The sequence below is a fragment of the Halorubrum distributum JCM 13561 genome (assembly GCF_000337395.1).
Classification (GTDB): Archaea; Halobacteriota; Halobacteria; order Halobacteriales; family Haloferacaceae; genus Halorubrum; species Halorubrum distributum.
Map to the genome: position 1 here is coordinate 1 of NZ_AOJF01000038.1, position 24855 is coordinate 24855.

General features: G+C 69.0%; 25 protein-coding genes. 13 read left to right on the forward strand and 12 right to left on the reverse strand.

Features of this window, described 5'->3' with window-relative positions:
* Window positions 1-504: 504 nt before the first annotated feature.
* Window positions 505-834: a non-histone chromosomal MC1 family protein gene (locus C470_RS08700; protein ID WP_044965795.1), complete on the reverse strand. Its 330-nt coding sequence runs from the start codon at window positions 832-834 to the stop codon at window positions 505-507.
* A gap of 367 nt (window positions 835-1201) precedes the next feature.
* Between C470_RS08700 and C470_RS08705 the strand changes: the two genes are divergently transcribed.
* Window positions 1202-1405 carry a hypothetical protein gene (locus tag C470_RS08705; RefSeq protein WP_004599199.1) on the forward strand — a complete coding sequence of 68 codons (204 nt, stop codon included), beginning with the start codon at window positions 1202-1204 and terminating at the stop codon, window positions 1403-1405.
* 97 nt (window positions 1406-1502) lie between these two features.
* The gene (locus tag C470_RS08710; protein ID WP_008366668.1) at window positions 1503-2558 is read left to right on the forward strand and encodes a quinone-dependent dihydroorotate dehydrogenase; all 1056 of its coding nucleotides are present in this window, start codon (window positions 1503-1505) and stop codon (window positions 2556-2558) included.
* Window positions 2559-2588: 30 nt separating this feature from the next.
* Here C470_RS08710 and C470_RS08715 read toward each other — a convergent pair whose 3' ends face one another.
* Both C470_RS08715 and C470_RS08720 read right to left on the reverse strand, forming a co-directional pair.
* The gene (locus tag C470_RS08715) at window positions 2589-5294 is read right to left on the reverse strand and encodes a valine--tRNA ligase (protein ID WP_008366669.1); all 2706 of its coding nucleotides are present in this window, start codon (window positions 5292-5294) and stop codon (window positions 2589-2591) included.
* Window positions 5295-5365: 71 nt separating this feature from the next.
* Window positions 5366-5620: a hypothetical protein gene (locus C470_RS08720; protein WP_004599202.1), complete on the reverse strand. Its 255-nt coding sequence runs from the start codon at window positions 5618-5620 to the stop codon at window positions 5366-5368.
* A gap of 455 nt (window positions 5621-6075) precedes the next feature.
* Here C470_RS08720 and C470_RS08725 point away from each other — a divergent pair, with 455 nt between their 5' ends.
* Window positions 6076-6318, forward strand: coding sequence for a ferredoxin (locus C470_RS08725; RefSeq protein WP_004599203.1), 243 nt, complete (start codon window positions 6076-6078; stop codon window positions 6316-6318).
* A 362-nt stretch (window positions 6319-6680) separates the two neighbouring features.
* Here C470_RS08725 and hemB read toward each other — a convergent pair whose 3' ends face one another.
* The 3 genes from hemB to C470_RS08735 all read right to left on the reverse strand — a co-directional run bounded on the left by hemB (window position 6681) and on the right by C470_RS08735 (window position 8854).
* Window positions 6681-7661: a porphobilinogen synthase gene (hemB, locus tag C470_RS08730; protein ID WP_008366670.1), complete on the reverse strand. Its 981-nt coding sequence runs from the start codon at window positions 7659-7661 to the stop codon at window positions 6681-6683.
* A gap of 85 nt (window positions 7662-7746) precedes the next feature.
* Window positions 7747-7911, reverse strand: coding sequence for a DUF6757 family protein (locus C470_RS16110; RefSeq protein ID WP_004599205.1), 165 nt, complete (start codon window positions 7909-7911; stop codon window positions 7747-7749).
* Between the two features lie 25 nt (window positions 7912-7936).
* The gene (locus C470_RS08735) at window positions 7937-8854 is read right to left on the reverse strand and encodes a PHP domain-containing protein (RefSeq protein WP_008366671.1); all 918 of its coding nucleotides are present in this window, start codon (window positions 8852-8854) and stop codon (window positions 7937-7939) included.
* Between the two features lie 147 nt (window positions 8855-9001).
* On the opposite strand from C470_RS08735, the gene C470_RS08740 reads away from it, so the two are divergent.
* Entirely contained in the window at window positions 9002-9286 is a 285-nt protein-coding gene (locus C470_RS08740; RefSeq protein WP_004599207.1) for a DUF5789 family protein, read from the forward strand.
* Between the two features lie 106 nt (window positions 9287-9392).
* On the opposite strand, the gene C470_RS08745 is transcribed toward C470_RS08740, so the two are convergent.
* Window positions 9393-10442 carry a DUF5784 family protein gene (locus C470_RS08745; RefSeq protein WP_008366672.1) on the reverse strand — a complete coding sequence of 350 codons (1050 nt, stop codon included), beginning with the start codon at window positions 10440-10442 and terminating at the stop codon, window positions 9393-9395.
* A gap of 125 nt (window positions 10443-10567) precedes the next feature.
* On the opposite strand from C470_RS08745, the gene C470_RS15935 reads away from it, so the two are divergent.
* Window positions 10568-10735, forward strand: a complete 168-nt coding sequence (locus C470_RS15935) for a DUF5786 family protein (RefSeq protein ID WP_004599209.1) — start codon at window positions 10568-10570, stop codon at window positions 10733-10735.
* A 104-nt stretch (window positions 10736-10839) separates the two neighbouring features.
* On the opposite strand, the gene C470_RS08750 is transcribed toward C470_RS15935, so the two are convergent.
* Together C470_RS08750 and C470_RS08755 are read right to left on the reverse strand one after the other, a co-directional pair.
* A complete protein-coding gene (locus tag C470_RS08750) occupies window positions 10840-11520 on the reverse strand; it encodes a DUF7530 family protein (RefSeq protein ID WP_004599210.1) in 681 nt (226 codons plus the stop codon).
* Window positions 11517-12461: an NAD(P)H-binding protein gene (locus C470_RS08755; protein WP_004599211.1), complete on the reverse strand. Its 945-nt coding sequence runs from the start codon at window positions 12459-12461 to the stop codon at window positions 11517-11519. The genes C470_RS08750 and C470_RS08755 overlap by 4 nt, the downstream gene beginning before the upstream one ends.
* Window positions 12462-12607: 146 nt before the next feature.
* Between C470_RS08755 and C470_RS08760 the strand changes: the two genes are divergently transcribed.
* The 4 genes from C470_RS08760 (at window position 12608) to C470_RS08775 (ending at window position 15353) form a co-directional block, all read left to right on the forward strand.
* A complete protein-coding gene (locus C470_RS08760) occupies window positions 12608-13522 on the forward strand; it encodes an MBL fold metallo-hydrolase (protein WP_007345695.1) in 915 nt (304 codons plus the stop codon).
* Window positions 13523-13624: 102 nt separating this feature from the next.
* Window positions 13625-14230, forward strand: coding sequence for a PspA-associated protein PspAB (pspAB, locus tag C470_RS08765; protein WP_004599213.1), 606 nt, complete (start codon window positions 13625-13627; stop codon window positions 14228-14230).
* Between the two features lie 14 nt (window positions 14231-14244).
* Window positions 14245-14724, forward strand: a complete 480-nt coding sequence (locus tag C470_RS08770; protein WP_159359195.1) for a hypothetical protein — start codon at window positions 14245-14247, stop codon at window positions 14722-14724.
* Window positions 14721-15353: an IMPACT family protein gene (locus tag C470_RS08775; protein ID WP_008366674.1), complete on the forward strand. Its 633-nt coding sequence runs from the start codon at window positions 14721-14723 to the stop codon at window positions 15351-15353. The genes C470_RS08770 and C470_RS08775 overlap by 4 nt, the downstream gene beginning before the upstream one ends.
* A gap of 18 nt (window positions 15354-15371) precedes the next feature.
* Here C470_RS08775 and C470_RS08780 read toward each other — a convergent pair whose 3' ends face one another.
* Window positions 15372-16985, reverse strand: a complete 1614-nt coding sequence (locus C470_RS08780; RefSeq protein WP_008366675.1) for a DNA-directed DNA polymerase II small subunit — start codon at window positions 16983-16985, stop codon at window positions 15372-15374.
* Window positions 16986-17117: 132 nt separating this feature from the next.
* On the opposite strand from C470_RS08780, the gene C470_RS08785 reads away from it, so the two are divergent.
* Entirely contained in the window at window positions 17118-18218 is a 1101-nt protein-coding gene (locus C470_RS08785) for a S26 family signal peptidase (protein WP_008366676.1), read from the forward strand.
* A gap of 39 nt (window positions 18219-18257) precedes the next feature.
* Here C470_RS08785 and C470_RS08790 read toward each other — a convergent pair whose 3' ends face one another.
* Window positions 18258-20201 (reverse strand): Cdc6/Cdc18 family protein, encoded by a 1944-nt coding sequence (locus C470_RS08790; protein WP_008366677.1) that lies wholly within the window; start codon window positions 20199-20201, stop codon window positions 18258-18260.
* 947 nt (window positions 20202-21148) lie between these two features.
* On the opposite strand from C470_RS08790, the gene C470_RS08795 reads away from it, so the two are divergent.
* The 3 genes from C470_RS08795 to C470_RS08805 are packed head-to-tail and all read left to right on the forward strand — an operon-like array spanning window position 21149 to window position 24061.
* The gene (locus C470_RS08795) at window positions 21149-22519 is read left to right on the forward strand and encodes a CaiB/BaiF CoA transferase family protein (protein WP_008366678.1); all 1371 of its coding nucleotides are present in this window, start codon (window positions 21149-21151) and stop codon (window positions 22517-22519) included.
* On the forward strand, window positions 22509-23672 hold the full coding sequence (locus C470_RS08800) for a thiolase C-terminal domain-containing protein (RefSeq protein ID WP_008366679.1): 1164 nt from the start codon (window positions 22509-22511) through the stop codon (window positions 23670-23672). The genes C470_RS08795 and C470_RS08800 overlap by 11 nt, the downstream gene beginning before the upstream one ends.
* Window positions 23669-24061, forward strand: coding sequence for a hypothetical protein (locus C470_RS08805; protein ID WP_008366680.1), 393 nt, complete (start codon window positions 23669-23671; stop codon window positions 24059-24061). The genes C470_RS08800 and C470_RS08805 overlap by 4 nt, the downstream gene beginning before the upstream one ends.
* Window positions 24062-24115: 54 nt before the next feature.
* Here C470_RS08805 and C470_RS08810 read toward each other — a convergent pair whose 3' ends face one another.
* A complete protein-coding gene (locus tag C470_RS08810; RefSeq protein ID WP_004599222.1) occupies window positions 24116-24850 on the reverse strand; it encodes a TetR/AcrR family transcriptional regulator in 735 nt (244 codons plus the stop codon).
* Between the last annotated feature and the right edge of the window lie 5 nt (window positions 24851-24855).

Consider the following 24855-nt stretch of genomic DNA (forward strand, 5'->3'; position numbering starts at 1 on the left):
ATTCCCGGCTCGAAGGGGGTGTTGGCGGGTGTCAATCTCGTTGAAGACGAGAGTTGACACACCATTGCATTGGTCTGTGTGGTGTCCGGCGCATCCAACGGCTTGGATGACACCGAACGACCACGGCTCACATCAGATCACCGCTTACGCCGGAGCGCAGGGGGCGTGATCCTCATCCTTCGCGGACCTGAACGTACCGGACGACGGGTCATAAACCCATCGGAACGGTACGGGTCCAGCGAAACCGGGCCGAGTTGAACGGCCCGAGTCCGCGATGCGTTCTTCGCATTTCTTCGAATGGCCGGGTTGTATTTAACCCCGTCGAACTACCGACGCCACGTCATGCGATTTCATGCCGAGAGCAGCGGCCCAACTGACCGGATCGAGTCGAGACGGAAGCAATCCTACCCGGGACAGTAGCTCTGTGGCGACAGGGTGATCAACTCCGAGACATTCCGGCCGGTCGACGGAGAAAACGAGAGATCGGAACCGGCGGCCCGAGCGTTACTCGTCGTCGAGGTACTCGATGCCCTGCTTCGAGACGTTGGCCTTGGTGATGTCGTCGAGGTCGTTGAGCCAGAAGTCGTCGTCCGCGTCGTCGACTTCGGGAGCGCCGTCTTTCCAGGCCCATCCCTCGTACTCGTGGACCTTCTGGGTCCCCTTCTCCCGGAGACGAAGCGTCGTTCGCTCCGCCTCTTCCTCGGAGGGTGCCGGCTCAAGGGTTCGAGCCGCTTTGAGCGCCGCCTGACGCGGCATGTTGCCCGAGAACTCGCTCGGTTCCGATCCGTCTTCCTCTCGCAGGGCAAAGTTTCGCTTACCGTCTTCACGTACCATGGTTTTGCCTCCGTGTGACACCAGCACACAGTGTGTATTAAATATATCGGGGAAATGAAAGCTGTGCGCCACAATTTTTATATATCACCTCGGCGGCGGCTGGCGATTTGGGGCATCAAAGCGGGAGCGAAACGGTCTATCTGCGACGATCGGCGGAGCGTTCAGCGCGCGCGACACGCCGATTCGGGGTTCGGACGGCGATTTCGGCCGCAGCTCGTGGACGGATCGGTCCCGGCTCCCGAGGCCGTTCATCCCGCGGATCGGCTCTGTTGGTCGCGCCGCGCGCACGCACGATTCACCGGCGGGGGAGTACGCGTAAACAACACTTATGTGTCTGCTATGGCGAAGGGCGACAAGCACACCCGCGATGGTCCGCAAAAAGAAGCTCAGCCCCAGTGGCGCCAAGGACGACGACGGGGAGTACCACAACGTCCACGTGAACCTCCACGAGGACGAGCTCGCCGTCGCCGGCATGGAGATCGGCGACGAGGTGTTCGTCCGGGTCAGAGACGGGAAGATAATCATCCAGAAAGCGGACGCCAACCCGGAGCAGCTCGAACACGACTTCTGACGCGGACCGCGGGAGTTCGACGTATTTTCGCCGCCGAGCGGCCGCGATACGGGCCGCGGTCGGCGGATTGATTGTCGCTCGTGACGAGGCCCAGACGATGGGCGCGTACGACCTGTTGAAGCCAGCACTGTTCCGGCTGCCGCCGGAGACCGCACACGGACTGATCCACCGACTGCTCGGCCGCGTTCAGGGGACGCCGATCGCCGACGCCCTCGCCGAGCGGTACGCGGTCGACGACGATCGGCTCGCGGTCGACGCGTTCGGGTCGGCGTTCCCGAACCCGGTGGGCGTCGCGGCCGGGTTCGACAAGAACGCGCACGTCCCGCGAGCGTTGGCGTCGCTCGGGTTCAGCCACGTCGAGGTCGGCGGCGTCACCGCCGAGCGACAGCCCGGGAACCCGCGCCCGCGACTGTTCCGGCTGCGCGAGGACGAGGCCCTCGTCAACCGGATGGGATTCAACAACGAGGGCGCCGACCGGGTGGGCGAGCGCCTCGACCGCGACCCCCTCCCCGAGGTGCCGGTGGGGATCAACATCGGGAAGTCGAAGTCGACGCCGCTGGAGGACGCCCCGGACGACTACCTGTACACGTACGAGCGCGTCGCGGACGCGGGCGACTACTTCGTGGTCAACGTCTCCAGCCCGAACACCCCGGGCCTCCGCGAGCTACAGAACCGCGAGGCCCTGGAGGGGATCCTCGGGACGCTCGCCGACGCGGGGGCGGACCCGCTGCTCGTGAAGCTCTCGCCGGACCTCCCGGAGCCGGCGGTCGACGACGCGCTCGGCGTCGTCGACGACCTCGACCTCGACGGCGTCATCGCGACCAACACGACGACCTCCCGGCCGGACTCGCTGCGGAGCCACAACCGGGCCGAGCGCGGCGGGCTCTCGGGGAAACCGATCGAGTCGCTCGCGACGGAGCGTGTGCGGTACGTCGCGGAGCGCACCGACGTCCCGGTGATCGGTGTCGGGGGGATCTCCGACGCCACGGGCGCCTACGAGAAGATACGGGCGGGCGCCTCGCTGGTCCAGCTGTACACGGGCCTCGTCTACGAGGGGCCGGGACTCGCGCGCGACATCAACGAAGGACTCGTCGAACTGCTCGAGCGCGACGGGTTCGACTCGGTCGAGGACGCCGTCGGCGCGGACCTGTGACCGAGGGAGAAGCCGAAGGGAGGAGGGAATCTACGCGTCGTTGCGGACGATGACGACGACGTCGTCCGCCTGAAGCAGTTCGCCCTCGCCCCGGTACTGCCGCTCTTCCTCGACCGCGAACTCGTCGCCGACGAGCGTGACGCCCGCGACGTGAAGCTCGTCGCCGTCGATATCGTACTCCTCCTGCGCGAGGGCGGCCTCGATGTCGCCGACTTGGTCGCCGTACTTCGGGCCGACGGTGGCGTAGTCGAGGTCGATGCCAGTGATCACCGTCTCGACGGGCGCGTCGCCGTCGGGGTGGACCGCGAGGTCGTCGACGTGCATTACGCCGGTGATGTCGTCCTCGAAGCCGCGCACGTCGGCGTACACCTCCACCGCGTCGAGCGCGGCGGTGAGGGGGAGCTGGTTCTCGCTCTTGTACTTCCGGAGGGCGCCGACGACGGCGGTCGCGGCGGTCCCGGCGTCGCGGTCGGCCTCGATCCCCAGCGGCTCGGGCCAGTCGGCGAGGTGGATCGAGTCGCCCGCGCCGTCGGCGAGGCCGGTCTCCTCGGCGTCGGCGGAGTCGGCAGCGCCGGCGCCCGCGTCGGGCACGGCGTCGGCGTACATGTCGTGCCACAGCTCCTCGGTGACGTGCGCGAGGAGGGGCGCGAACAGCTTCAGGAACCGGCGGTGCGCGGTCCGGAGCGTGTACGCGGCCGCGTCGTCCTCGCGCTGTTTCGCGATCTCGAGGTAGTCGTCGCAGAACGTGTTCCAGAAGAAGCTCCGGAGCTCGTCCCGGGCCTTCGAGAACGCGCGGTCGTCGAGCAGCTCGGTGAGCCGTTCGACCTCGGCGTCGAGCTCGGCGAGGAGCCAGCGATCGAGCTCGCGGAGCCCGCCCTCGGGCTCGGCCGGGAACGGCTCCGGCGCGAGCGACTCGACGAGCTTCGAGGCGTTCCACAGCTTCCGGATGAGCTTCTCGCCCGCGCGGAGGTCCTTCTCCTTGAACGGGAAGTCGTCGCCGACGGCGGTGCCGGCCGCCCAGTAGCGCGTGGCGTCGACCGGGAACTCCTCCAAGACGGCCTCGGGCTCGACGACGTTGCCGACCGACTTCGACATCTTCTCGCGGTTCTCGTCGAGGACGTGCCCGTTGATCATCGTCTCCTCGAACGGGACCTCGCCGGTGTGCTCGTAACACTTGACGAGCGTGTGGAACAGCCAGAAGCTGATGATGTCGTGGCCCTGCGGGCGGAGGTCGAACTGATACAGCTCCGGATGCTCCATCGTGAACTCCTCGGCCTCCTCGTCCCAGTCCCAGCCGGCGTTGATGAGCGGCGTGAGACTGGAGGTGGCCCACGTGTCGAGCACGTCGTCCTCCGGTTCGAATTCATCGTGCCCGCACGCGGGACAGGCGTCGACCGGCGGGTCGTCGGAGAGCGGGTCGACTGGCAGGTCGGCCTTCTCGGCGATGACCTCCTCGCCGCAGTCCTCGCAGTACCACACGGGGAACGGGATGCCGGAGGAGCGCTGGCGGGAGATGAGCCAGTCCCACTGGAGCCCCTCGACCCAGTGCTCGTACCGGGTGAACATCTTCTCGGGCGACCACTCCATCTCCCGGCCGACCTCGAGGTACTCGTCCGTCTTGTCGAGCATCTCGATGTACCACTGCTCGGTGACGAGGAACTCGACGCTCGTCCCGCAGCGCTCGTGGACGTTGACGGTGTGGGTGATGTCGCGGCGGTCGAGCAGCGCGCCAGCCTCGTCGAGGTCCTCGACGATGGCCTCGCCGGCCTCGTCGGCGTGGAGCCCCTCGTACCCCTCGGCGACGTCGGTCATGTGGCCGGACTCGTCGATGGCGACCCGCAGGTCCAGGTCGTGGACCTGGTACCACTCGATGTCGTTCTGGTCGCCGAACGTACAGCACATCACGACCCCGGAGCCCGTCTCCATGTCGACGCGCTCGTCGGCGATGATCGGCACCTCGTGGCCGAACAGCGGGACCTCGGCGGACTCGCCGACGAGGTCCTGGTTCTCGTCGTCGTCCGGGTGGACGAAGACGGCGACGCAGGCCGGGAGGAGTTCCGGGCGCGTCGTCGAGATGACGAACTTCTCGGGGTCGTCGCCATCGCCGTCACCGCCGCTTTCGGCGACGGAGAAGGCGATGTCGTTGAAGTGGCTGGCCTGCTCGTCGTCCTCGGTCTCGACCTGCGAGATGGCGGTCTCGCACTCGGGACACCAGATCGCGGGGGCCTTCTCGCGGTACTCGCGGCCCTGGTCGTACAGATCGACGAAGGAGAGCTGGGAGACGCGCTGGACGCGCGGCTCGATGGTCTGGTACGTGTGGTCCCAGTCGACCGACACCCCGAGCGACTGGACGTTCTCGGTGAACTGCTCTTCGTACTGCGCGCAGACCTCCCGGCACTTCGCTTGGAACTCGCGCCGTTCGAACTCCTGGTGGCGGATGTCGAGCTCGTCCTCCGTCAGCCGCTCGGAGGCGATCCCGTTGTCGTCGTAGCCGAACGGGAAGAACGTCGTGCCGCCGTTCATGCGCTCGAAGCGCGCGACGAAGTCTTGGAGGGTGAACCCGTACAGGTGGCCCATGTGGAGGCTCCCCGATACCGTCGGCGGCGGGGTGTCGATGGAGAAGACGGTGTTCGGGTCGACCGGGTCGTCGGCGGAGTAGGCGTACGTCTCCTCGTCGACCCAGCGCCGCTGCCAGCGCGGCTCGACGGCGTCGGGGTCGTACTCACCACTGGGCATTTCGGTCACACGTTCCGCCGGTTCCCCCTTAACGGACTCGGTTGTGTGGGCCGATACGACGGTGGTATCCCTCAGACTGTGTCGTCGAGGTCGTGTTCGGTCGCCATCTTCGACGCCTCGGACGCGAACCGCTCGACCTCGTCGGCCGGGCTCTCGCCGAGCGCGCTCTCGTCGACCACGCGGCCGGCGGTGATCCCGTCGCCCGTGACGAGCCGCTGTTCGGCCAGCTCCTTCGTGTGCATCCGCTCGCCGTCCTCCGTGGCGTAGGTGAGCCGCACGAGCCCCTTCGAGTCGAACTGCCGGTCGACGAGCCAGACGGTGGGCATGCGCGAGGATGGGTGCCTGCGACGCTTAAAAAGGACGGTCGCGCTGTGGGAAGTGGGTGGCGAGGGGCGATTCCGGAGCGCGGTTGCGGTGGCGCGTGCCGACGAGCAGCCGTTAGGCTGCGAGTCGCACGCGCGAGGTCGCCGGCGCTACGCGCCGGCTGCCAGAGGGACCTCCGGTCCCTCGCTGGACGCGGCGACCGGAGCGAAGCGGAGGGAGCCGCGAGGCTGGGGAGGTGTGAGGTGCGGTCGCGGGGCGGGACTCGAAGGGGCGGCCGGGAGAAGTTCGGAGGCGACGCAAGCACCGCAGCGAAGGAGCGGAGCGACTGAGCGAGGCGCGCAGCGAGCGTCCGGACTTCTCCCGGCCGGGGCTTTGGAGGAAGTCATCGCCGATCGCCTTTCAGAGCCCCACACCTCTCGTCGTCACCGCTTTGTATCGGCTCATCTAACCGAGAGCCATGTACGTCGAGTTCGACCGCGACACCTGCGTCGGGATGTACCAGTGCGTCGCCGAGTGGGACGCCTTCGAGAAGAACCTGAACGACGGGAAGGCCGATTTAAAAGGGAGCGAGGAAGCAGACGAGGACTTGTTCGTCGTGGAAGTGCCCGACGGCGAAGAGCTCGACGCGAAGTTCGCGGCGCGCTCGTGTCCGGTCGACGCCATCGAAGTGTACGACGACGACGGCGAACAGGTGGTGTGACGGGGTCTGGACGGTGGGGTAGCTGTTTATAAATTGGTGCTGCTGGATCGGTCCAGAGAACCGCCTCCAAAGCCCCGGCCGCGAGGACTCGCGCGACTCGCTGCGGTCCTCTGTCGGTCGCTGGCGCTCCCTCCTTGCGGTCCTTGCGTCGCCGGGCTTCGCCCTCGCGGTCGCCCCTTTGAGTCCCGCCCCGCACAGCAACCGCACCTCTCACCTCCCCAGCCTCGTCGGTGGTCCTCCGCTGCGCTCCGGACCACCGACTCCCTCGCACGCGCTGCGTCGCGGCCGCCGGGGGCGGCCGCTCGCAGGCGCGCGCCGGGGTAAATGGTTGAGGGGACGCGTCTGCGAGCGACCGACTCTATTTATAAGTGATCGGCCACGTCCTCGGCGAAATAGGTAATGATGAGGTCCGCGCCCGCGCGCTTGAGCGCGGTGAGCGACTCCAGCGCGGTCGCCTCCAGGTCGAGCCACCCCTTCTCCGCGGCGGCGTGGAGCATCGCGTACTCGCCGGACACGTTGTACGCCGCGATGGGGCGGTCGAACTCCCGCCGGAGGTCGCCGACGATATCGAGGTACGGCAGCCCGGGCTTCACCATCAGCACGTCGGCGCCCTGCTCGGCGTCGAGCCGCGCCTCCCGGAGCGCCTCGCGGCGGTTCGCGGGGTCCATCTGGTAGTGCCGGCGGTCGCCGAACTCGGGCGCGCCGTCGGCGGCGTCACGGAACGGGCCGTAGAAGGCCGATTCGTACTTCGCTGCGTAGCTCAGGATGGCGACCTCCTCGTGGCCCGCGCCGTCGAGCGCCTCGCGGATCGCTCCCACCTGCCCGTCGGTCATCGCCGAGGGGGCGACCACGTCCGCGCCCGCGTCCGCCTGCGAGACGGCGGTCCGAGCCAGCAGGTCGAGCGTCTCGTCGTTCTTGACGGTGAGCGTCGGGTCCGACTCGGCGGTCTCCTCGATGACGCCGCAGTGGCCGTGGTCGGTGTACTCGCAGAGGCAGACGTCGCCGATCACGGTGACGTCGGTCTCGGCGGAGATCCGGCGGATAGCGCGCTGGACGACGCCGTCGTCGGCGTACGCCCGGCTCCCGGACGCGTCCTTCGACTCGGGGACGCCGAAGAGGATGACGGCCTCGACGCCCGTCTCGCGGATCTCGGCGACGCGGTCGACGGCCTGATCGACCGGGACGCGCTCGTGGCCGGGCATCGTCTCGATAGGCACGCGCTCGTCGGTCGTCGCGTCGACGAAGACGGGCGCGACCAGGTCCGACGCCGAGAGGTCGGTCTCGGCGACGAGCGGGCGAACGCCGTCGGTCCGGAGGCGGCGGGGCCGGTCCTTGAGGTCCATGGAGGGAGTTGGCCCCGCGCGGCCTTTTACCGTTCGTCTCGCACCGACTGGGTCGCTCGGCGGAGGGAGGGGTCGGCCGAGGCGGCTACTCCGAGGACTCGATGTCGATCCGGTCGCGGAGCTCCGCGAGCTCGTCCGACTCCGCGAGCTCCTCGACGCGCTGTTTGAAGTGGGACTCGCAGAGCCCGACGACCACGCCGCCCTGCTCCGCCTCGTACGTGGCCTCCCGGTCGCAGTAGTGACACCGCATGCGTCGTACTCCGTTCGGCGCCGGCTTAATCCTGTTCGTCGGGCTCCGCGCCGGGGGAGGCCCCGACCGCGAACGCCTCGACCGAGACCGGTTCGGGCAGCCGCTCGCGGACGGGCGCGAACGCCGATTCGGTCAGCCCGGCGACCCCGAGCGTCCGCTCGTGGGCGTCCGTCCCGCCGGTTCTGAGCAGGTCGCTCTCGGCGGCGAGGCGGTCGATCCGCGCGTCGTCGACGGCGCGGCCGTACGGATAGAAGCGTTCGATCGCGTCGATGGCCGGCGCCTCCGCGGCGACCCCGAGGGCCTCGTCGACGCGGTCGTAGCGGAACGGGTGCGCGAGCCCGACGAGCGCGCAGGCGTCCGCGAGCAGGTCGAGCCCCTCGTCGAGCGGCGTCACGTCGCGCGCGACGTAACACGGGCCGTCGTTCCCGATCAGCTCGTCGAAGGCCCCGGCGTAGTCGTAGGGCGCGTCCAACGCGTCGATCGCCCGCGCGATGTGGGGGCGCCCGAGCCCGGCGCGCGGTTCCACGTCGAGGTCGACGCCGAGCCGCTCCTCGACGCGGTCGAGGATGGCGGCGCCGCGCTCCCGGCGGTCGCGCTGGAGGCGATCGACCTCCGCGTCGAGCGCGTCGGTGTGCTCGACGCCGTAGCCGAGGAGGTCGAGGCGCTCGAAGCCGGCGTCGACGCGGAGCTCGATCCCGCGGACGACCCGGACGCCGTCGCGCTCGACGACCGGCGCGTCGAGCCCCGGGTGGATCCGGTCGTGGTCCGTGACGGCCACCCAGTCGACGCCGGCCTCGCGGGCGGCCGCGGGCACCTCGCTGAGCGTCAAGGTCCCGTCGGAGACGGTCGTGTGTGCGTGGAGGTCGGCGACGATAGGGTCGGCGGGACGTGCGGAGTCGACGGGGTCACCGGAGGCGGCGGAATCGTCGGAATCGGCGGGCATAGGGGCGAATAGCTGCGCCCGACACTAAGCCGCGGCGGTTCCGAGAACCACCGGAGGCGAACCGATATAAGGCGATATAAGGAATCCCCTCCGACTAAGGTCGTACATGGACAATCATTAAGAACCATCGGCGGTTTCCATCTGTTGATGCGCTTGAACGGCGTCGACGACCGACTCGAACGGCACCAGTACCCGACCACCTCTGAGGAGATCATCGCGGCTCACGGCAACGCGACCGTAGAGCTCGCGAACGGGTCCGAGCGGCTCGGCGACGTCTTGGAGCGGTTCGGCGACCAGACGTTCGAGAATCCGGAGGACGTGTTCACCACGCTCCGGGCCGGCGTCTGCCACCGCGGCGTCGGTCGCCGGTTCTACTCGGACCGCGACCCGACCACCGACGCGGAGGAGGGACCCTCGCCGGTCTCGTTCTGACGCGCCGAACCGCACGGAGTCCATACCCTTTCTTTCGAAACCCGACCGCGGAGAGCCGCAGATCCGCCCAAACCGGGAGCGGCTACGTCACCGCAGAGCGACGCGGCTACGACACGCCGTCGACGACCCCGGAGAGGTCGAGCGGGACCGACCCCTTCCGATACCCCTCGATCGAGCTGTCGGGCTCGGCGCGGTAGACGACCGCGGGCTTGTGACGGACCGCGGGTTCGGCCTCGCGCACGGCCTTCCACTCGTCGGCGGGGAACGACGAGCAGTCGACGAACAGCGTGACGCCGCCCGCGTGGGCCGCGAGCTGGCCGCTCGTCTTCGTCTCGGCGGTGTCGCGGACGGCCGCGACGGGGTCGTTCGCGGAGCGGCCGGCGGTCGGCTGCGGGCGCGTCACCTCGACGAGGTGGCCGGCGCCCGTCTCCGGGTCCGTCGCGCGGAAGTCGAGCGAGTGGCCCGTCGTCACCTCGATCTCCGGGGTGACCCCGTACCCCGCGTCCGTGAGGATCCGGGCCGCGGTGAACTCGGCGATGGCCGCACTCATGCGGACGAGGTCCCGCGAGGCGGAGGTGCCGAGCTTCCCGGCCATTACCTCTCGGTGGTCGTCCAGCGTCCCGGGCCGGAGCGTCTCCTCGACGAACCCGGTGCCGGCCTCCCGGGTCGCGTCCGGGAACCCGGCCGCGTGGTCGCGGAAGAACGCCCGACTCGTCTCCGCGCCGTCCTTCGAGCAGAAGACGGGCAGGAAGTACCACGAGACGTGCGGGTAGTCGGCCAGCCACGGCTCGTCGTCGTGGAGCCCGGCGAGCAGTTCGCGCTGCGCCCACCGCGAGACCGGGTACGGCGCCTCGTCGAACCCGTACTTGTCCGTCCGCCAGAGCTCGCTCGGCGTCTCCGTGTTGCCCAGCCAGTACCCGGCCGGCCCGCCGTCGGCGCCCGGCGGGGGGTCCGCGTCGTCGTCGGTCCAGCAGAACAGCGCGAACGACCCGTCGTCCATGTCGAACCGGCGCGCCTCGTACGCCGGCGGCGGCGCGAACCACGGGTCGCCGGCGATCGCTCCGAGGTTCTCGTCGAGTGGGCGACCGATCTGGGACCGGACGCGGTCCGCGGTCCACCGGTCGGGCGAGCGCCTGAAGCGGAGCGGTTGTGCCACGGGCGTTCGGTATCACGCCGCGGGATTAATCGATTCCGGTGGACCGACCCGATCGTTCACGGTTTATGATACCTTTGCCGACAGGTATATAACAGGAAACGGCCAAGTGTAGTCGTACCATGTCAATGGGTGCCTATGATGAGGCCGAACACGAGCGTCGCGAGAAGAAGACCAGCGAAGTCGACGCCGACTTCGACGCGGAGCGCCCCGAGTACTCCGGATCGCTGACCTACGACTCGGGCGACTCCACGGAGGCACTCCTCGACAAGTTCGAAGAGCTTCAGGGCAAGTGACGCGGCCGCGGCGACGCCGCGCCTTTTAATTCCATCCTCGACGCCGGTAGCGACGGGTAACGGTCGCGACAGCGATGAACGACCGTCCGAACGGAACCGAGAGCTCAGGTGAGTAGGATCGCCGCCGAACAGACGACCGCGACCGCGATGACGTGGCCGACCACCGCGCCGAGCAGCACGGGCTCAGTGAGGAGAAACGGCACGAGTGCGAGCTGAACCGCGGAGAATCCGATGTTCTCGGCGTCGAGCCGCCGGACGGTCGCCCGCTCCTCCGGCGAGAGGTCGACGTGGACCGCGCGCCACAACGCGACGACGGCGCTCCACCAGGAGGTACCGATGCGGTACGTCAGGTCCCAGAGCACGAGCAGCGTGAGGTAGACGACGGGGAGCGGCGGCTCCGGCCCGAACAGCCGGTCGATGAGCGTCGTCCCCACGGCCCCGTCCCACGCGAAGAGGTACGTCACCAGCGCGATGAACGCCAGCACGCCCAACACGATCTCGATGCTCGACCCGAACAGCAGCCGCTTGTGTTCCGGCGGGGTCCCGAGCAGCCGGTTCTTCTCGCCCAGGCGGTGCATCTCGACGCTCCCGACGGCGGCGACGACGACGGCGACCGTGCCCGCGGCGACGGCGTTCCACGTCCCGTAGTACCAGCCGAGCCCCACCACGCCGACCTCGAAGATGAGGAACTGGAGCGCGACCGCCAGCGTCCGCGAGATCCCGAGCCCCGGGATCCCGCCGACGAGGCTCTCGTACACCCACGTCTCGCCGTACTCGCGGCTCACGGCGAAACCCCGGGGAGCGCGCTCAGTCGCGACCCCTCGTCGTCCCCCGACTCGGCCAGCGCCCGCGCGACCGCGAGCTCGAAGGGCGTGCGCTCGACGGGCACGAACTCCCGGACCCGGTCGTCCTCGACGATCACGGTGTTGCGGAGCCCCTCGACCAGCGACCGGGCGAGGTAGGGGTTCACGTCGGTGACGAGGCGGAGCCACCGGGCCGACAGCTCGGGGCTCAACACCGGCACCCTGACGATCCGGAGGCCGCCGCCGAGCTGTCGCCTGGTCCGCCGGAGGATCTCGGCGTAGGTCAACACCTCGGGGCCGCCGATCTCGAAGGTCTCGCCCGCGGTCTCGGGGACGTCGAGGACGCCCGCGAGGTACGCGACCACGTCGGCTATCGCGATCGGCTGACACAGCGTGTCCACCCACTTCGGGGTGACCATCACCGGAAGCCGTCGCGCGAGTCCGGCGATCACCTCGAAGCTCGCGCTGCCCGCGCCGATGATGATCGCGGCCCGAAGCGTCGTGAGCGCCGGGTCGCCCTCGCCGAGGATCCGCTCGACCTCGCGGCGGGACCGGAGGTGTTCGGAGAGCTCCTCGCGGTCCTCGCCGAGCCCGCCGAGGTAGACGATCCGGTCGATCCCCGCGTCGGACGCGGCCGCGGCGAAGTTGGTCGCGCAGTTCCTGTCGCGCTCCTCGTACCCCGGGCCGCCGTCCATCGAGTGGACGAGGTAGTACGCGGCGTCGACCGTCTCGCCGTCGAGTTCGAAGGCGGGCGGGAGCGACTCCGGTTCCAAGAGGTCCCCCTCGACGACCGAGACCCCCTCGGGCGCCGCGTAGCCGTCGGCGTCCCGGACGAGCGCGACCACGTCGTGGCCGCGCGCGCGCAGCGTCGGGATGAGTCGGCTCCCGACGAACCCGGTCGCGCCGGTGACGAGCACTCGCATACCGTCCCCTCGGGCGGCGCGACCATAAGCCCCGGCCCGCGCGGCCGACCTCTCCGGGTTCCGAGAACGCCGCGAGCGCCGAGGTCGTCGCGAGCGCCGGGGGCGCGGACCGATCGCTAGAAGTGCCCCCGGGTCCCTCCTCCGGTATGCGCGCTGGCGAGTTCGAACCGGTTCGCGGCGTCGAGGACCTGTACGTCCACGACACGGGCATGTTCGACACCGACGAGTACGGCGCCGTCTACGTGTACGACGCCGAGCGACCGATCGTGATCGACACCGGGACGGGGGCGAACCGGGAGGCCCTCTTCGAGAGCGTCGAGGAGATCGGGATCGGCCGCGAGGAGCTCGCGTGGATCCTCCCGACCCACGCCCACCTCGACCACGCCGGGGGCGCCGGCTACCTCGCGGAGCGCTATCCGAACGCCGAGGTCCGGGTGCCTGAAAAGGGGGTCCGCCACCTCGTCGATCCCGAGGCGCTCGTCGCGGGCACCAAGTCGGCGGTCGAAGAGCAGTGGGAGCACTACGCGGAGCCGAAGCCGGTCCCCGACGACCGGATCGAAGGCGTCGCCGAGGGCGACCGGATCGACCTCGGCGACCGCGAGCTCGTCGTTCACGAGGCGCCCGGCCACGCGCCCCACCACGCGGTGTACCACGACCCGGAGGCGGACGTCGTGTTCGCCGCCGACGCCGCCGGCATCTACGTCCCCGAGATCGACGCGGTGACGCCGACGACGCCGCCGCCGCAGTTCGACTTCGAGCAGTGCCTCGACGACATCCGGCTGATCGAGGACCTCGACCCGGACACGCTCTGTTTCGGCCACTTCGGACCGCGCGACTGCGACGCGGACCTGCTCGGCGAGGCGAAGCGGGCGTACGTCGAGTGGGTCGAGCGGGTCCGCGAGAAGCGCGCCGACCTCGACGACGACGAGGCGGTCGTCGACCACTTCGAGGCGGCGAGCCGGGACATCGACTACTGGAACCGCGAGCGCGCGAAGGCGAACACGAGCCTGAACGCCCGCGGCGTGTTGACATACCTCGACCGCGTTGACGACGAGGAGTGACTCGCCGGCGAGACGGGGCGGAGCCGTCGAGCGGCCGGCGGAACGCGACGCGGACCCGCCGAGAGAAACGCCCTAAACCCCGCCGCACGTAGGGGCGAGCAGATGGGCATCTTCGACACGATCCGGGCCGTGCTCGGGACGAGCGCCGAGACCGACGCGACCCGCGAGGCGGATCCCGAGGACCTCTTCGGGATGTCGACCGCGTACATGACGATGGAGGCGGACCTCCGCTACGACCACTGCGGCGAGGCCGCCCTGTGTTTCTCCGGGATGGACAGCACGCGCTTCGACGAGGCGGTCGAGACCGTCGAGGCCATCCTGGAGGCCGGCGAGATCGACACCGGCACCGGGTTCCACCGGTACGAGGACGACCACGGCTACCAGTGGTTCGTGCTGGAGGACGACGACCCCGAGGACCTGGTGACGAGCGTCCACTTCGCGGCCGACCAGTTCATGGAGGAGGGGTTCGGGTCGCGGCTGCTCGCGGCCGTGTTCGGCTTCGAGAACGACGACGGGCCGGTGTACTGGGTCTACTCGTTCCGCCGGGGCGCCTATTACCCGTTCGCGCCGCGAGGGACGAACGACCGGAACCAGCGGGTCGAGTTCAAGCTCCAGTCGGTCCTCGACGGCGAACTGGGCCTGGAGGACGACGAGTCGTACTGGTACCCGCTGTGGCCCGACGCGCCCGGGAACCACCCGTGGGAGTGAGCGCGGGTGACGAGATGAACGACGGCTCTGACTCGGATGTTTCCGGGCGAAACACGCCGAAGAAGCGCTTGCTCCGCGGAATTGCGATCCAGACAGCGGCCGTCGCCGCGGCGGTCCACCTGCTGTGGGCGTGGTCGCGCCTCGGATCCCCGCCGGACGCGCGCCCCTACTTCTTCGTCGCCGGGAGCGCGCTCGCGGCCGCGGTCGCCGTCGCGACGCTGCGGGGCGGCGAGTACCGGCGGCTGTACGCGCTCGGCGCGGGGACCCTCGGGGCGTTCCTCGGCGGGTTCCTCGCGTGGCACGGGGGCGACGCGGCCGCCGCGCTCGCGGCGGAGCCGCTGGCGGTCGCGGCGGTGATCGTCGAGGTCGTCGGGGTCGGCGCCTTCCTCGGGCTGTACCGGCTCGCGCCGCCGACGAGCGTCGCCGTCGCGCGGCGGCGCGAGGGCGAACCGGACGAGAAGGGACGGAACGAAGCCGAGGAGGGAGCGCCGTGACGGACGCGTACCGGACGGTGGCCGAGCGCGCGACCGCGCGGTTCGAGGTCCAGGGCTCCGAGTTCCTCGGCCACGTCGCCCCCGTCGACACGGTCGAGGCGGCGGAGTCGTTCGTCGAGGAAGTTCGGGGCGAGTACGCCGACGCGACCCACAACGTGCCCGCGTACCGGGTTCCCGCGGGCGAGCCCTCCGAGCGGGCGCCGGGGTCGGAGCCGATGCTCAGGGAGTACTCCTCGGACGACGGCGAGCCGACCGGCTCGGCGGGCAAGCCCGCGCTGAACGTCCTCCAGCAGCGCGAGGTCCGGAACGTCGTCGCGGTGGTGACGCGGTACTACGGCGGGACGAACCTCGGGGTCGGGGGACTCGCGCGCGCCTACTCGCGCGCGGTGAAAGACGGCGTCGACGCGGCCGGGGTGCTGGAGGAGCGGCCGCACCGGAGCCTCGTCGTCGAGACCGAGTACGACGACTCGGGGGCGGTCCGGGGCGTGATCGAGTCGACGGGCGTCGAGTTCGACGCCGACTACGGCGAGCGCGTCCGGTTCGACCTCCGGGTGCCGGTCGCCGAGGTCGAGGAGCTCCGGGAGCGCCTCAACGACGCGACGAGCGGGCGGGTGGAGATCGGTCGCTGACGCGCCGCCGGTGGGGTACTACGAGAACTTCCGGACGGTCATGTCGAGGGTGTCGAGGTCGAGGATCGGCGCGTAGCCGGCGTCGGGGTCGATGTTGACGGACTTCTGGAAGTCGGTCTGGGCCTGCCAGCAGCCGGAGTTGACCGCGAGCACGTTGTGGTACTTCCCCCAGCCGAGCTTGTGGACGTGGCCGGTGTGGAACACGTCGGGCACGTCCTCCATCACGAGGTAGTCGCGCTCCTCCGGCGCGACGCGGGTGTGGCCGCCGAACTGGGGCGCGACGTGGCGCTTCTTCAACAGCTGGTACATCGCCTTGTGGGGCTCGTCGTAGCTCGCCTTCTCCTCGGGGAGCTCGGCGATCACCTCGTCGAGCGAGACGCCGTGGTACATCAGCACCTCGACCCCCTCGACGGAGACCGTGGCCGGATTCGAGACGATCCGAGCGTCGTGGACGTCCAAAATCTCCCGGATCTCGTCGTCGAACCCGGGCTGCGGCTCGGCCAGGCGGACCGCGTCGTGGTTGCCCGGGATCATCACGACCTCGGTGTCCGCGGGCACCTCCTTGAGGTGTTCCGCGAACGCCTCGTACTGCTCGTAGATGTCGACGATGTCGAGCTCCTCGTCCTGGTCGGGGTAGACGCCGACGCCCTCGACCATGTCGCCCGCGAGCAGGAGGTACTCCACGGGGTCGGCCTCGGGCGTGTGGAGCCAGTCGGTGAAGGAGTGCCACGCGTCGGCCATGAACTCGTCGCTGCCGACGTGGACGTCCGAGATCAGCGCGGCCTGAACGTGGCGGTCGGCCCCCCCGGGGTGATGGGTGCGGGGGACGTCCGGGAAGTGGAGCGAGTCCGCGAAGAGGATGCCGGCGTCGTCCGCGAGCGTCCCCTCGACGGCGACGCACTCGTCCAGCAGGATCTCGTCGACGACGTCGGCGAGGCCCTTGTCCTTCATCACGAGGGCGGGGAAGGTTCCGGTGGTGTCCTCCAACTCGATCAGCCAGTGGCCGGACTTCGTGGAGCGCACGTCGTTGACGAGGCCGATCATCGCGGCGTCGCTCCCGCCCGGCATGTCCGCGATCGCCTCGGCGGGCCGGTGGTTGACGCGCCCGCGGAGGATCTTCGAGAGGCGCTCGTAGCGGTCGCGGAACGTCGTGACGAAGTCGGCGTACTCGCCGGTCCCGGTGCTGCGCCCGGTCATGTCGTTGCCGACCTCTATGTCGCGCAGGTCGGGGTTCCGAGGGGAGTCCGAGTCCCGGGAACTGTCGGCGTCGACGGAGGAGCGGTCGTGATTTCGAGCGGAGTCGGGGCCGGCAGACGAGGGGCCGGAGTCGCCGACCGCCGACTCGGGACCCGACTCGATCTCGCCCGAATCCGGACCTGAAGACCCCTCTGTTTCGACTGGAGATTGTCCGGGTTCGTCCGGAGAGGCGGCCGATCTGTCGGTGTCACCGATCGCCTCGCGGACGTGATCGGCGGTGATCCGGAGGGCGTCGTCGGGGGCGCGATCGACGGCGGCCGCGACGGCGGCGGTCGGATCGGGCGCGCCCGCGAGCAGGGTGACCGCCTCGCGCTCGGCGTTGTAGCCGCGCTCGGCGAGGGCTTTGGCGATCCGGGCGTTCGACTCCAGCGGCACGATACCCGAAAGGGGGGTCGCGGGCAAAACCGTTCCGGAGGCGTCGGCCGGGGCCGGCGGGCAGCGTCGCGAGCGAGGCCGGAGCCCGCGCGACCCGGAAGCTTATGAACGGAACTCCCCAAAGGCGACCTAATGGACGAAGGGGATCGGCCGACGGACACCGACGGGTCGGCCGGTCGAGACGAGCGGGCCGAAGACCAGTCCGAGGCGACTTCCGAAAGGTCGGACGACGAGATTCTCGGCGGGTCGGACGACGAGGTTCTCGACGGGTCGGACGACGAGCTTCCAGACGAACCCGACCGCGTGGCCTCGGGTGGACCGGGCGACGAAGCCGATACCGACCGCGAAGTCGACCTCGGGGACGAGCCCGAATCACCCGGGGAAGCAGACGAGTCCGCTGAGTCCGGCGAATTCGATGCTGGGGGCGACGCGGAGACCACACCGGAGTCAGTAGGGGATCCCGGGTTCGAGACGGCGGAGACGACGGCGGAGACGACGGCGGGGACGACGGCGGACGAGTCGCTGATACACCGGTTCCGTCACGACCGAGAGGGCGCGCTGATGTGGATCCGGGAGATGCTGGCGAGCGTCGCCGTCGTCCTCCTCGTCGGCCTCCTGCTGTTCGGCGTCAGCGGCGTGTGGCCGCCGATGGTCGCCGTCGAGTCGGGAAGCATGGAGCCGAACATGCAGGTCGGCGACCTCGTGTTCGTCACCGAGCCCGGCCGGCTCGCGCCGGACGCGGCCGAGAACGGCGTCGGCGTCGTCACCCACGAGGTGGGCCAGGAGGTCGACTACCGGACGTTCGGGTCCTACGGATCGGTGATGATATACACGCCCCCGGGGCGGACCGGGTCGCCGATCATCCACCGGGCCATGTTCCACGTTACCGAGGGAGAGAACTGGTACGACCGCGCCGACCCCGAGCACCACAACGCCGTCGACTGCGGGTCGCTCGCCAACTGTCCGGCGCCCCACGACGGGTACATCACCCTCGGCGACAACAACGGCGCCTACGACCAGGCCAGCGGCCTCTCGCCGCCCGTCAGGGCCGAGTGGGTGAACGGGGTCGCGCGGCTCCGAGTCCCGTATCTCGGGTACATCCGACTGATCGCGACGGGACAGGTGGAGCTGAACGAGGCGATAGCGGGTGCGGTGGGGAGCGGTCTCCCGGCGACGACGGAGGGCGGTCTTTCTGGGGAATCGCCCCTCGATTCGTCCCCGCCGGCGGCGTAATGGGCGCCTCGACGGCGCGCCTCCGTTGTCGAACTGGGCTTAGTTGTCGAACCGCGCCTGGACGAACGGCTGCGCGTTCTCGATGTCGCCGAGCCGCGAGTCCGACAGGAGGACCGCCTCCGTCTCCTCGACCGGGACGGAGAGGCCCATCTCCTTCGTCCGGCCGTAGCGGCCCTTCGAGACGACGACGGCGTTGACGATCCCGAGCATATCGAGCTCGCTGATGAGGTCGGTGACGCGCCGCTGGGTCAGGACGTCGGCGTCGATCTCCTCGCAGAGCCGCTTGTAGATGTTGAACACCTCGCCGGTGTTGATGTTGTGGACGCCGTTCTTTTCGAGGAGTATCACGGCGAACAGGACGATCTTGCTCTGGGTCGGGAGGGTGCGGACGACCTCGACGACGCGGTCGAGCTCGATCTTGTCCTGTGCCTGCCGGACGTGTTTCTCCGCGACGATCTCGGCCTGCGAGCGCTCGGCGAGCTCGCCGGCGGTGCGGAGGAGGTCGAGCGCGCGTCGCGCGTCGCCGTGTTCCTGCGCGGCGAACGCGGCGCACAGCGGGATCACGTCGTCGGTGAGCGCGTCGGGCTTGAACGCGGTGTCGGCGCGGTGCTGGAGGATGTCGCGGAGCTGGTTCGCGTCGTACGGCGGGAAGACGATCTCCTCCTCGCCGAGGCTCGACTTGACGCGGGGGTCGAGGAAGTCGGTGAACTTCAGGTCGTTCGAGATCCCCATGATCGAGATGCGCGAACGGTCGAGCTCGGAGTTCATCCGGGAGAGGTTATAGAGGGTGTCGTCGCCGCTCTTCTCGACGAGCTTGTCGATCTCGTCGAGCATGATCACGACCACGCGCTCGTGGTAGTCGACCGCCTCGAAGAACGTCGAGTAGACGCGGTCGGTGGGCCACCCCGTCATCGGGACCTCCTCCATCTCGTCGGCGTCGTCCTCCAGCGTCTCGATGCGGTCGTCGAGCTCGGCGACCGAGTCGAACTCGGTGTCGGCCAGGGCGGCCGCCGCGTCGCGACCGGCCGTGTCCTCGGCGTCCGTCGCGTCCTCCCGGAGGGCTTCGAGCCGCTCCAGCCGGTCGGCGATCACCGCCTGGTTCTCCTCGATGAACGTGTTCGCGAGCTGGGCGAGGACGCGGTACTGGGTGTCGGTCACCTCGCAGTTGATGTACTCGACCTCGCAGGGGACGTCGTACTTCTGGGATGTGGACTCCAGCTCCTGGGAGACGAACTTCGCCGAGGCGGTCTTTCCGGTCCCGGTCTTCCCGTAGATGAGGATGTTCGATGGGGTCTCGCCGCGGAGCGCGGAGACGAGGATGGTCGCCATCCGGTTGATCTGGTCGTTGCGGTGCGGGAGCTCGTGCGGGGTGTACGAGGGGCGGAGGACCTCCTTGTTCTCGAAGATCGGCTCGCCGGAGAGGAGGTCGTCGAACAGCCCCTGGTTGTCCTCGTCGTCGTCGAGGACGACGCCGTCGAAGTCGACGTCGGGCGACGACCGGTCGCGACCGCCGTTGTCGATCCCCGCCGTTTCGGGTCGAGCGTCGGCCGAGAGGGAAAGCGTGTCGGCGTCCGATTCGATCGATTCGACGTCCGGCGTATCGTGACTCGTTCCGTCTTCGACGTCGAGGGCGGTATCGGGGTCGGATCCAACTTCGGCGGACGTGTCGGCCTCCGTTTCGGGTCGAGCGTCGGGGTCGGCTTCAGTCGAACCGTCGCCCTCCGTTTCGGTTGGAGCATCGGGATCGAAATCCTCGATGTCAGGGTCTTCGGCTTCGGGATCTTCGGCTTCGGGGACCGCGGCTTCGGGAACTCCGTCCTCGGAGTCGTCGGTTTCGGAGCCCTTGACGGCGAAGCCGTCGGCGTCGGGAGCCGAAGAGCGACTGGGCGACGAGTCCTCGGAGTCGCTACTGTGGTCCGATTCGTCGCCGTCGTCCGGGTCGATGCCGCCGTCGGCCCGCGGTGTGTGTTCGCCTTCGTCCATGTGAACCCCTCTGTTTCAGGTGGAGACGGTCGGTCATATCGCTTGAGACGTCGTCTCCCGCCCGAAATACGCATTCGCGGTCGGATTCGAGACCGACCACGTCCAGTTGATACAGTCGAACCAGATGAAGAGACGGTACAAAAGTGTTCCTCTCTGGAGTTGAAACGACCCCCTCACACGGGATGTCGGGGCGATCGAGAGGCGGTTCGGACCGATCGACGGGACGGTCGAACCGGTCAAGTAGTCGAGAGAATGGGAACGACGAGCGTGGATATCTCGAGTCTCTTTGACAAGGCTACGCCGGTGTGGCGGGTTTTAGACACTAATGCGACGTATCCGTCAGAGTCTTGATCGGGCGTGACTACCTGTCCTCGGACTGGCAGTTCCGTTCAGCGGTTCCGTCGCGTGGGCTTCGCCGCTCGTTTCCCGGCTCCGTCGAGTCGACTTGATCGGGGAGACCCCCACACCCCTTTGTTTCGGGTGGAACGAGAAAACAGGGTGGTGGGGGTGGGAGGCGGGATTTTGGTACCGGTGGTTTTATTACCACAAGATTTGAATAGTGCCCTCGACAATCCCTATTAGAATATATTGGAGTTATTGTGGTTGTTTTATTTAGATCCAAACGCAGAATTATCTGAGAGGATCCGGATCGACCTCACACACCCGACCCACCCCCCGACAGCTTACGCGGTTCCACCCGAAACGAAGGGGTGGGGGGCTCCCGAACAACGACCGGTATCCCGTCGACTCGTCCTGCCAGTCGGCTCCCGACCGCCGGACCGTCCCGTCCAACTCCACCGGACTGTCCCGTCTAACTCCGCTGGACCGTCCAGTCCGACTCCACCGGACTACCAAATATCACGGTCGACGCCGATAGTTTTACCACCTGGTAAGCAAACCGTACACACAGCAATGAGAGGATTCCGAATTCCGGACGAGGTGGTTGGATGACCGATACCGACGACACGGGCTCCGCGGGCTCCCCGGGTAGCGGGCGGATCCTAGACGGCGTCACCGTCCTCGACCTCTCGACGTTCGTCACCGGCGGCTTCTGCTCGGCGATGCTCGCGAACCAGGGCGCGGAGGTCGTCAAGATCGAACAGCCCGGCTACGGAGACGCCGTCCGGCACTCCGGGCCGCCGTTCATCAAGGGCGAGTCGCCGTACTACTGGACGCTGAGCTACGGGAAGAAGAGCCTCGAACTCGACCTGAAGAACGACGACGCCAAGGAGGCGCTGTATGAACTCGTCGAGGAGGCGGACATCTTCATCCAGAACTTCCGCCCGGGAACCGCGGAGCGGCTCGACGTCGACTACGACACGCTGTCCGAGCACAACGACGACCTGATATACCTCGCGATCTCGGCGTTCGGCCAGACCGGTCCGTGGCGCGAGCGGTCCGGGTACGACCTCCTCATTCAGGGGATGAGCGGGATCATGAGCGTCACTGGCGAGGCGGACCGGCAGCCCGTCAAAGTGGGTCTCCCGATGACCGACCTCATCACCGCGATGTGGGCCGCATTTGGCGCGACGACGGCCCTCTACCGCAGGGAGCGGACCGGCGAGGGCGAGTACATCGACCTCGGGATGCTGGAGGCCACCCTCCCGTGGCTCACCAAGCAGGCCGGCATGGTGTTCGCGGGCGAGGAGACGAAGCGCATGGGGACGAAAGACCCCGTCCTCGCCCCGTACCAGACGTTCGAGACGAAGGACGGGTTCATCAACATCTGTATCCTCAACGAGAAGCTCTGGGGCGAGCTCTGCGAGGCCCTCAACCGACCGGACCTCCCCGCAGACGAGCGCTTCGAGATGAACGCCGACCGCGTGGAACACCTCGACGAACTCGAGGCCGAGATCGAGGCCACGCTCGCGGACAAGACGACCGACGAGTGGATCGAGGTCATCGCCGAGGACGCCGGCGTCCCCGCCGGCCCGGTGTACAGCGTCGAGGAGGCGCTCAACAGTGAGCAGATCGACGCCCGCGGCACCATCACCGAGATCGACCACCCCGAACTCGGCGAGGTGCCCGTGATCGAACACCCGCTCAAGTTTCGCAACGCCGAGAGCGGCTTCGAGCTCCCGCCGCCGCTGCTCGGCGAGCACAACCGCGAGGTGTTCCGCGAGCACGGCTACTCGGAGGCCGAGATCGACCGCCTCGCGGAGCTGGGGGTGTTCGGCGACGCGGACGACGCCGACGAGGGCGACGCCGACGAGGGCGACGCCGACGCGGACGACGCCGACGCGGACGACGCCGACGCAGACGACGCCGACGCGGACGACGCCGACGAGGCGGACGATACCGACGCGAATGGCGACTGAGGTCCGCGTCAGCGGCGTCGGCATGACCCCGTTCGAGGGCGACTCCCAGCGCCCGCTCGCCGACCTGGCCGCCGCGGCTGCCGAGAAGGCCCTCGCGGACGCCGGGGTCGACCCCGCCGACGTCGACGCGCTCCACTTCGGCAACGCCCTCGCCGAGGCGCTCGACGAGAGCGCGGGCCTCGCGAACGCACTGGCGGCCGCCCTCGGCCTCGACGGCGCGTCCGCGGACCGCGTCGAGAACACGAGTGCGACCGGGGCGAGCGCCTTCCACCGAGGCGTCGACCGCGTCGAAAGCGGGACCGCCGACGTCGCCCTCGTCGTCGGCGCCGAGAAGATGTCCGCGGGCGACACCCGGAGCGTCACCGAGGCGATCAGCCGGCTCGTCCACCGCCGCGAGTACGCGCAGGGAGTCACGCTCCCCTCCTTCGGCGGTCTCGCCGCCGGTGCCTACCTCGACTGCCACGACGCGCCCCGCGAGGCGCTCGCCGCGGTCGCGGCGAAGAACCACCGGAACGCGGTCCACAACCCCGTCGCGCAGTTCCGCAAGCCGATCGACGTCGAGGACGCGCTCGATTCCCCGGTCGTCGCCGCGCCGCTTCGACTGTACGACTGCTGTCCGATGTCGGACGGCGCCGCGGCGGTCGTGCTGACCCGCGCAACCGACGAGGACGACGACGGGCACCCAGCGGGCCCGCGCGTCGCAGGTACCGCGAGCGCGACGGGAACCCACGCCGTCGCCGAGCGCCCGGACCCGCTCTCCATCGACTCAGTCCGGACCGCGGGCGAGCGCGTCTTCGACCGGGCCGGGATCGCCCCCGACGACGTCGACGTCGCCTGTATCCACGACGCGTTCACCGTCCTCGAACTGATCGAACTCGAAGAGCTGGGCTTCTACGACCCCGGGAACGCGTGGGTGGCGACGCTCGACGGCGGCACCGCGCTCGACGGCGACCTCCCGGTCAACCCCGGTGGCGGGCTCAAGGCCCGCGGTCACCCCCTCGGCGCGACCGGCCTCTCGCAGATCGTCGAGCTCGTGTGGCAGCTCCGGGGCGACCTCCCAGAGAGCCGCCGCGTCGACGGCGCGGAGACGGCGTTCGCGATCAACGTCGCCGGGTTCGGGAACAACAGCGTCTGTACGGTGTTGCGCGCGTGACGGGCTCAAACAGCGGAGTCCCGGAAAACGGCGCCGCCGCGGACCGCGACCTCCCCGCGGACCGCGCCTTCGCCTGCGCTGACTGCGGGCGACGCTGGTACTACGACCGCCGCCGCTGCCCGGACTGCGACCGGTCGGCGGCGGACGCCGCGTCGGTTCGACTCGAAACGGGGGCGGTCGTCGCGACGACGACGGTCGAGACCACGCCGCCGGACGTCCGCGCGCCGAACCACCTCGCGCTGGTACGGTTCGACGAGGTCCAACTGATCGCGCAGGCCGCCGACGCCGACCTGTCTCCCGGCGATCGCGTTCGATTCGACGGCTCCCACCGGCTTCGCGACGGGCGCGACCGGACGGATCCGCGGCTCGTCGCCGTCGAGGAGTCGTAGCGATCGCAGAAACGCGGTCGGGGGTTCGGTTCGGTCGATTTCGGTGATCCCGGCCTACTCCGTCCGCTCCAGCGACTCGAAGATGAACTCGTCCATCGCCTTCCGGGCCTCTTCGGGCGCGTCCTCGTGACCCAGCGAGATCCGGCGCCCGCGCGCGGCGTGGATCACGTCGGTCACCAGCTGGCCCATCCGCTCGGCGTCGACGTCGCGGAAGACGCCCTCCTCGATCCCCTCCTCGACGACCTCGACGATGCTGCCGCGGAGGCGGTCGTAGTGTTCGTTGAACACCTCGCGGTGCTCGCCGTCGTTCTGCGCCTGCGTGTACAGCTCGTGGTACACCTTCATCCGGTCCCAGTGGCTGAACTCCTCGAACTCGGGGCCGAACAGGCACTGGTCGACGCGGGCTCGAAGCTCGGTCCGCGGGTCCGCGTCGCCCTCGACGACCACGCTCCCCTCGTACTGGTCGATGATGTGTTCGAGGAACGAGGACATGAGGTCGTACTTCCCGTCGAAGTGGTAGTGGATCACCTGCCGCGTGAGGTCCATCTCCTCGCCGATGTCGCGCATCCGGAGGTCCTTGTAGCCGTGCTTGCTCAGCGCGCGGAAGGTCGCCTCCATTATCACCTCCTTGGTGTCCTTGGAGGAGACCGTTTCCTCGCCGGACTCGCCGGACCCGTCGGAGGAGGTCTCCGTTGGAGGGTTCCCTTCGGAATCACCCGTTCCAGCGTCGGCGCCGTCGGTCGGGGACTCGACGGATTCGCTCGCCGATCCGTCCCGTGATTCGCTCATACGGG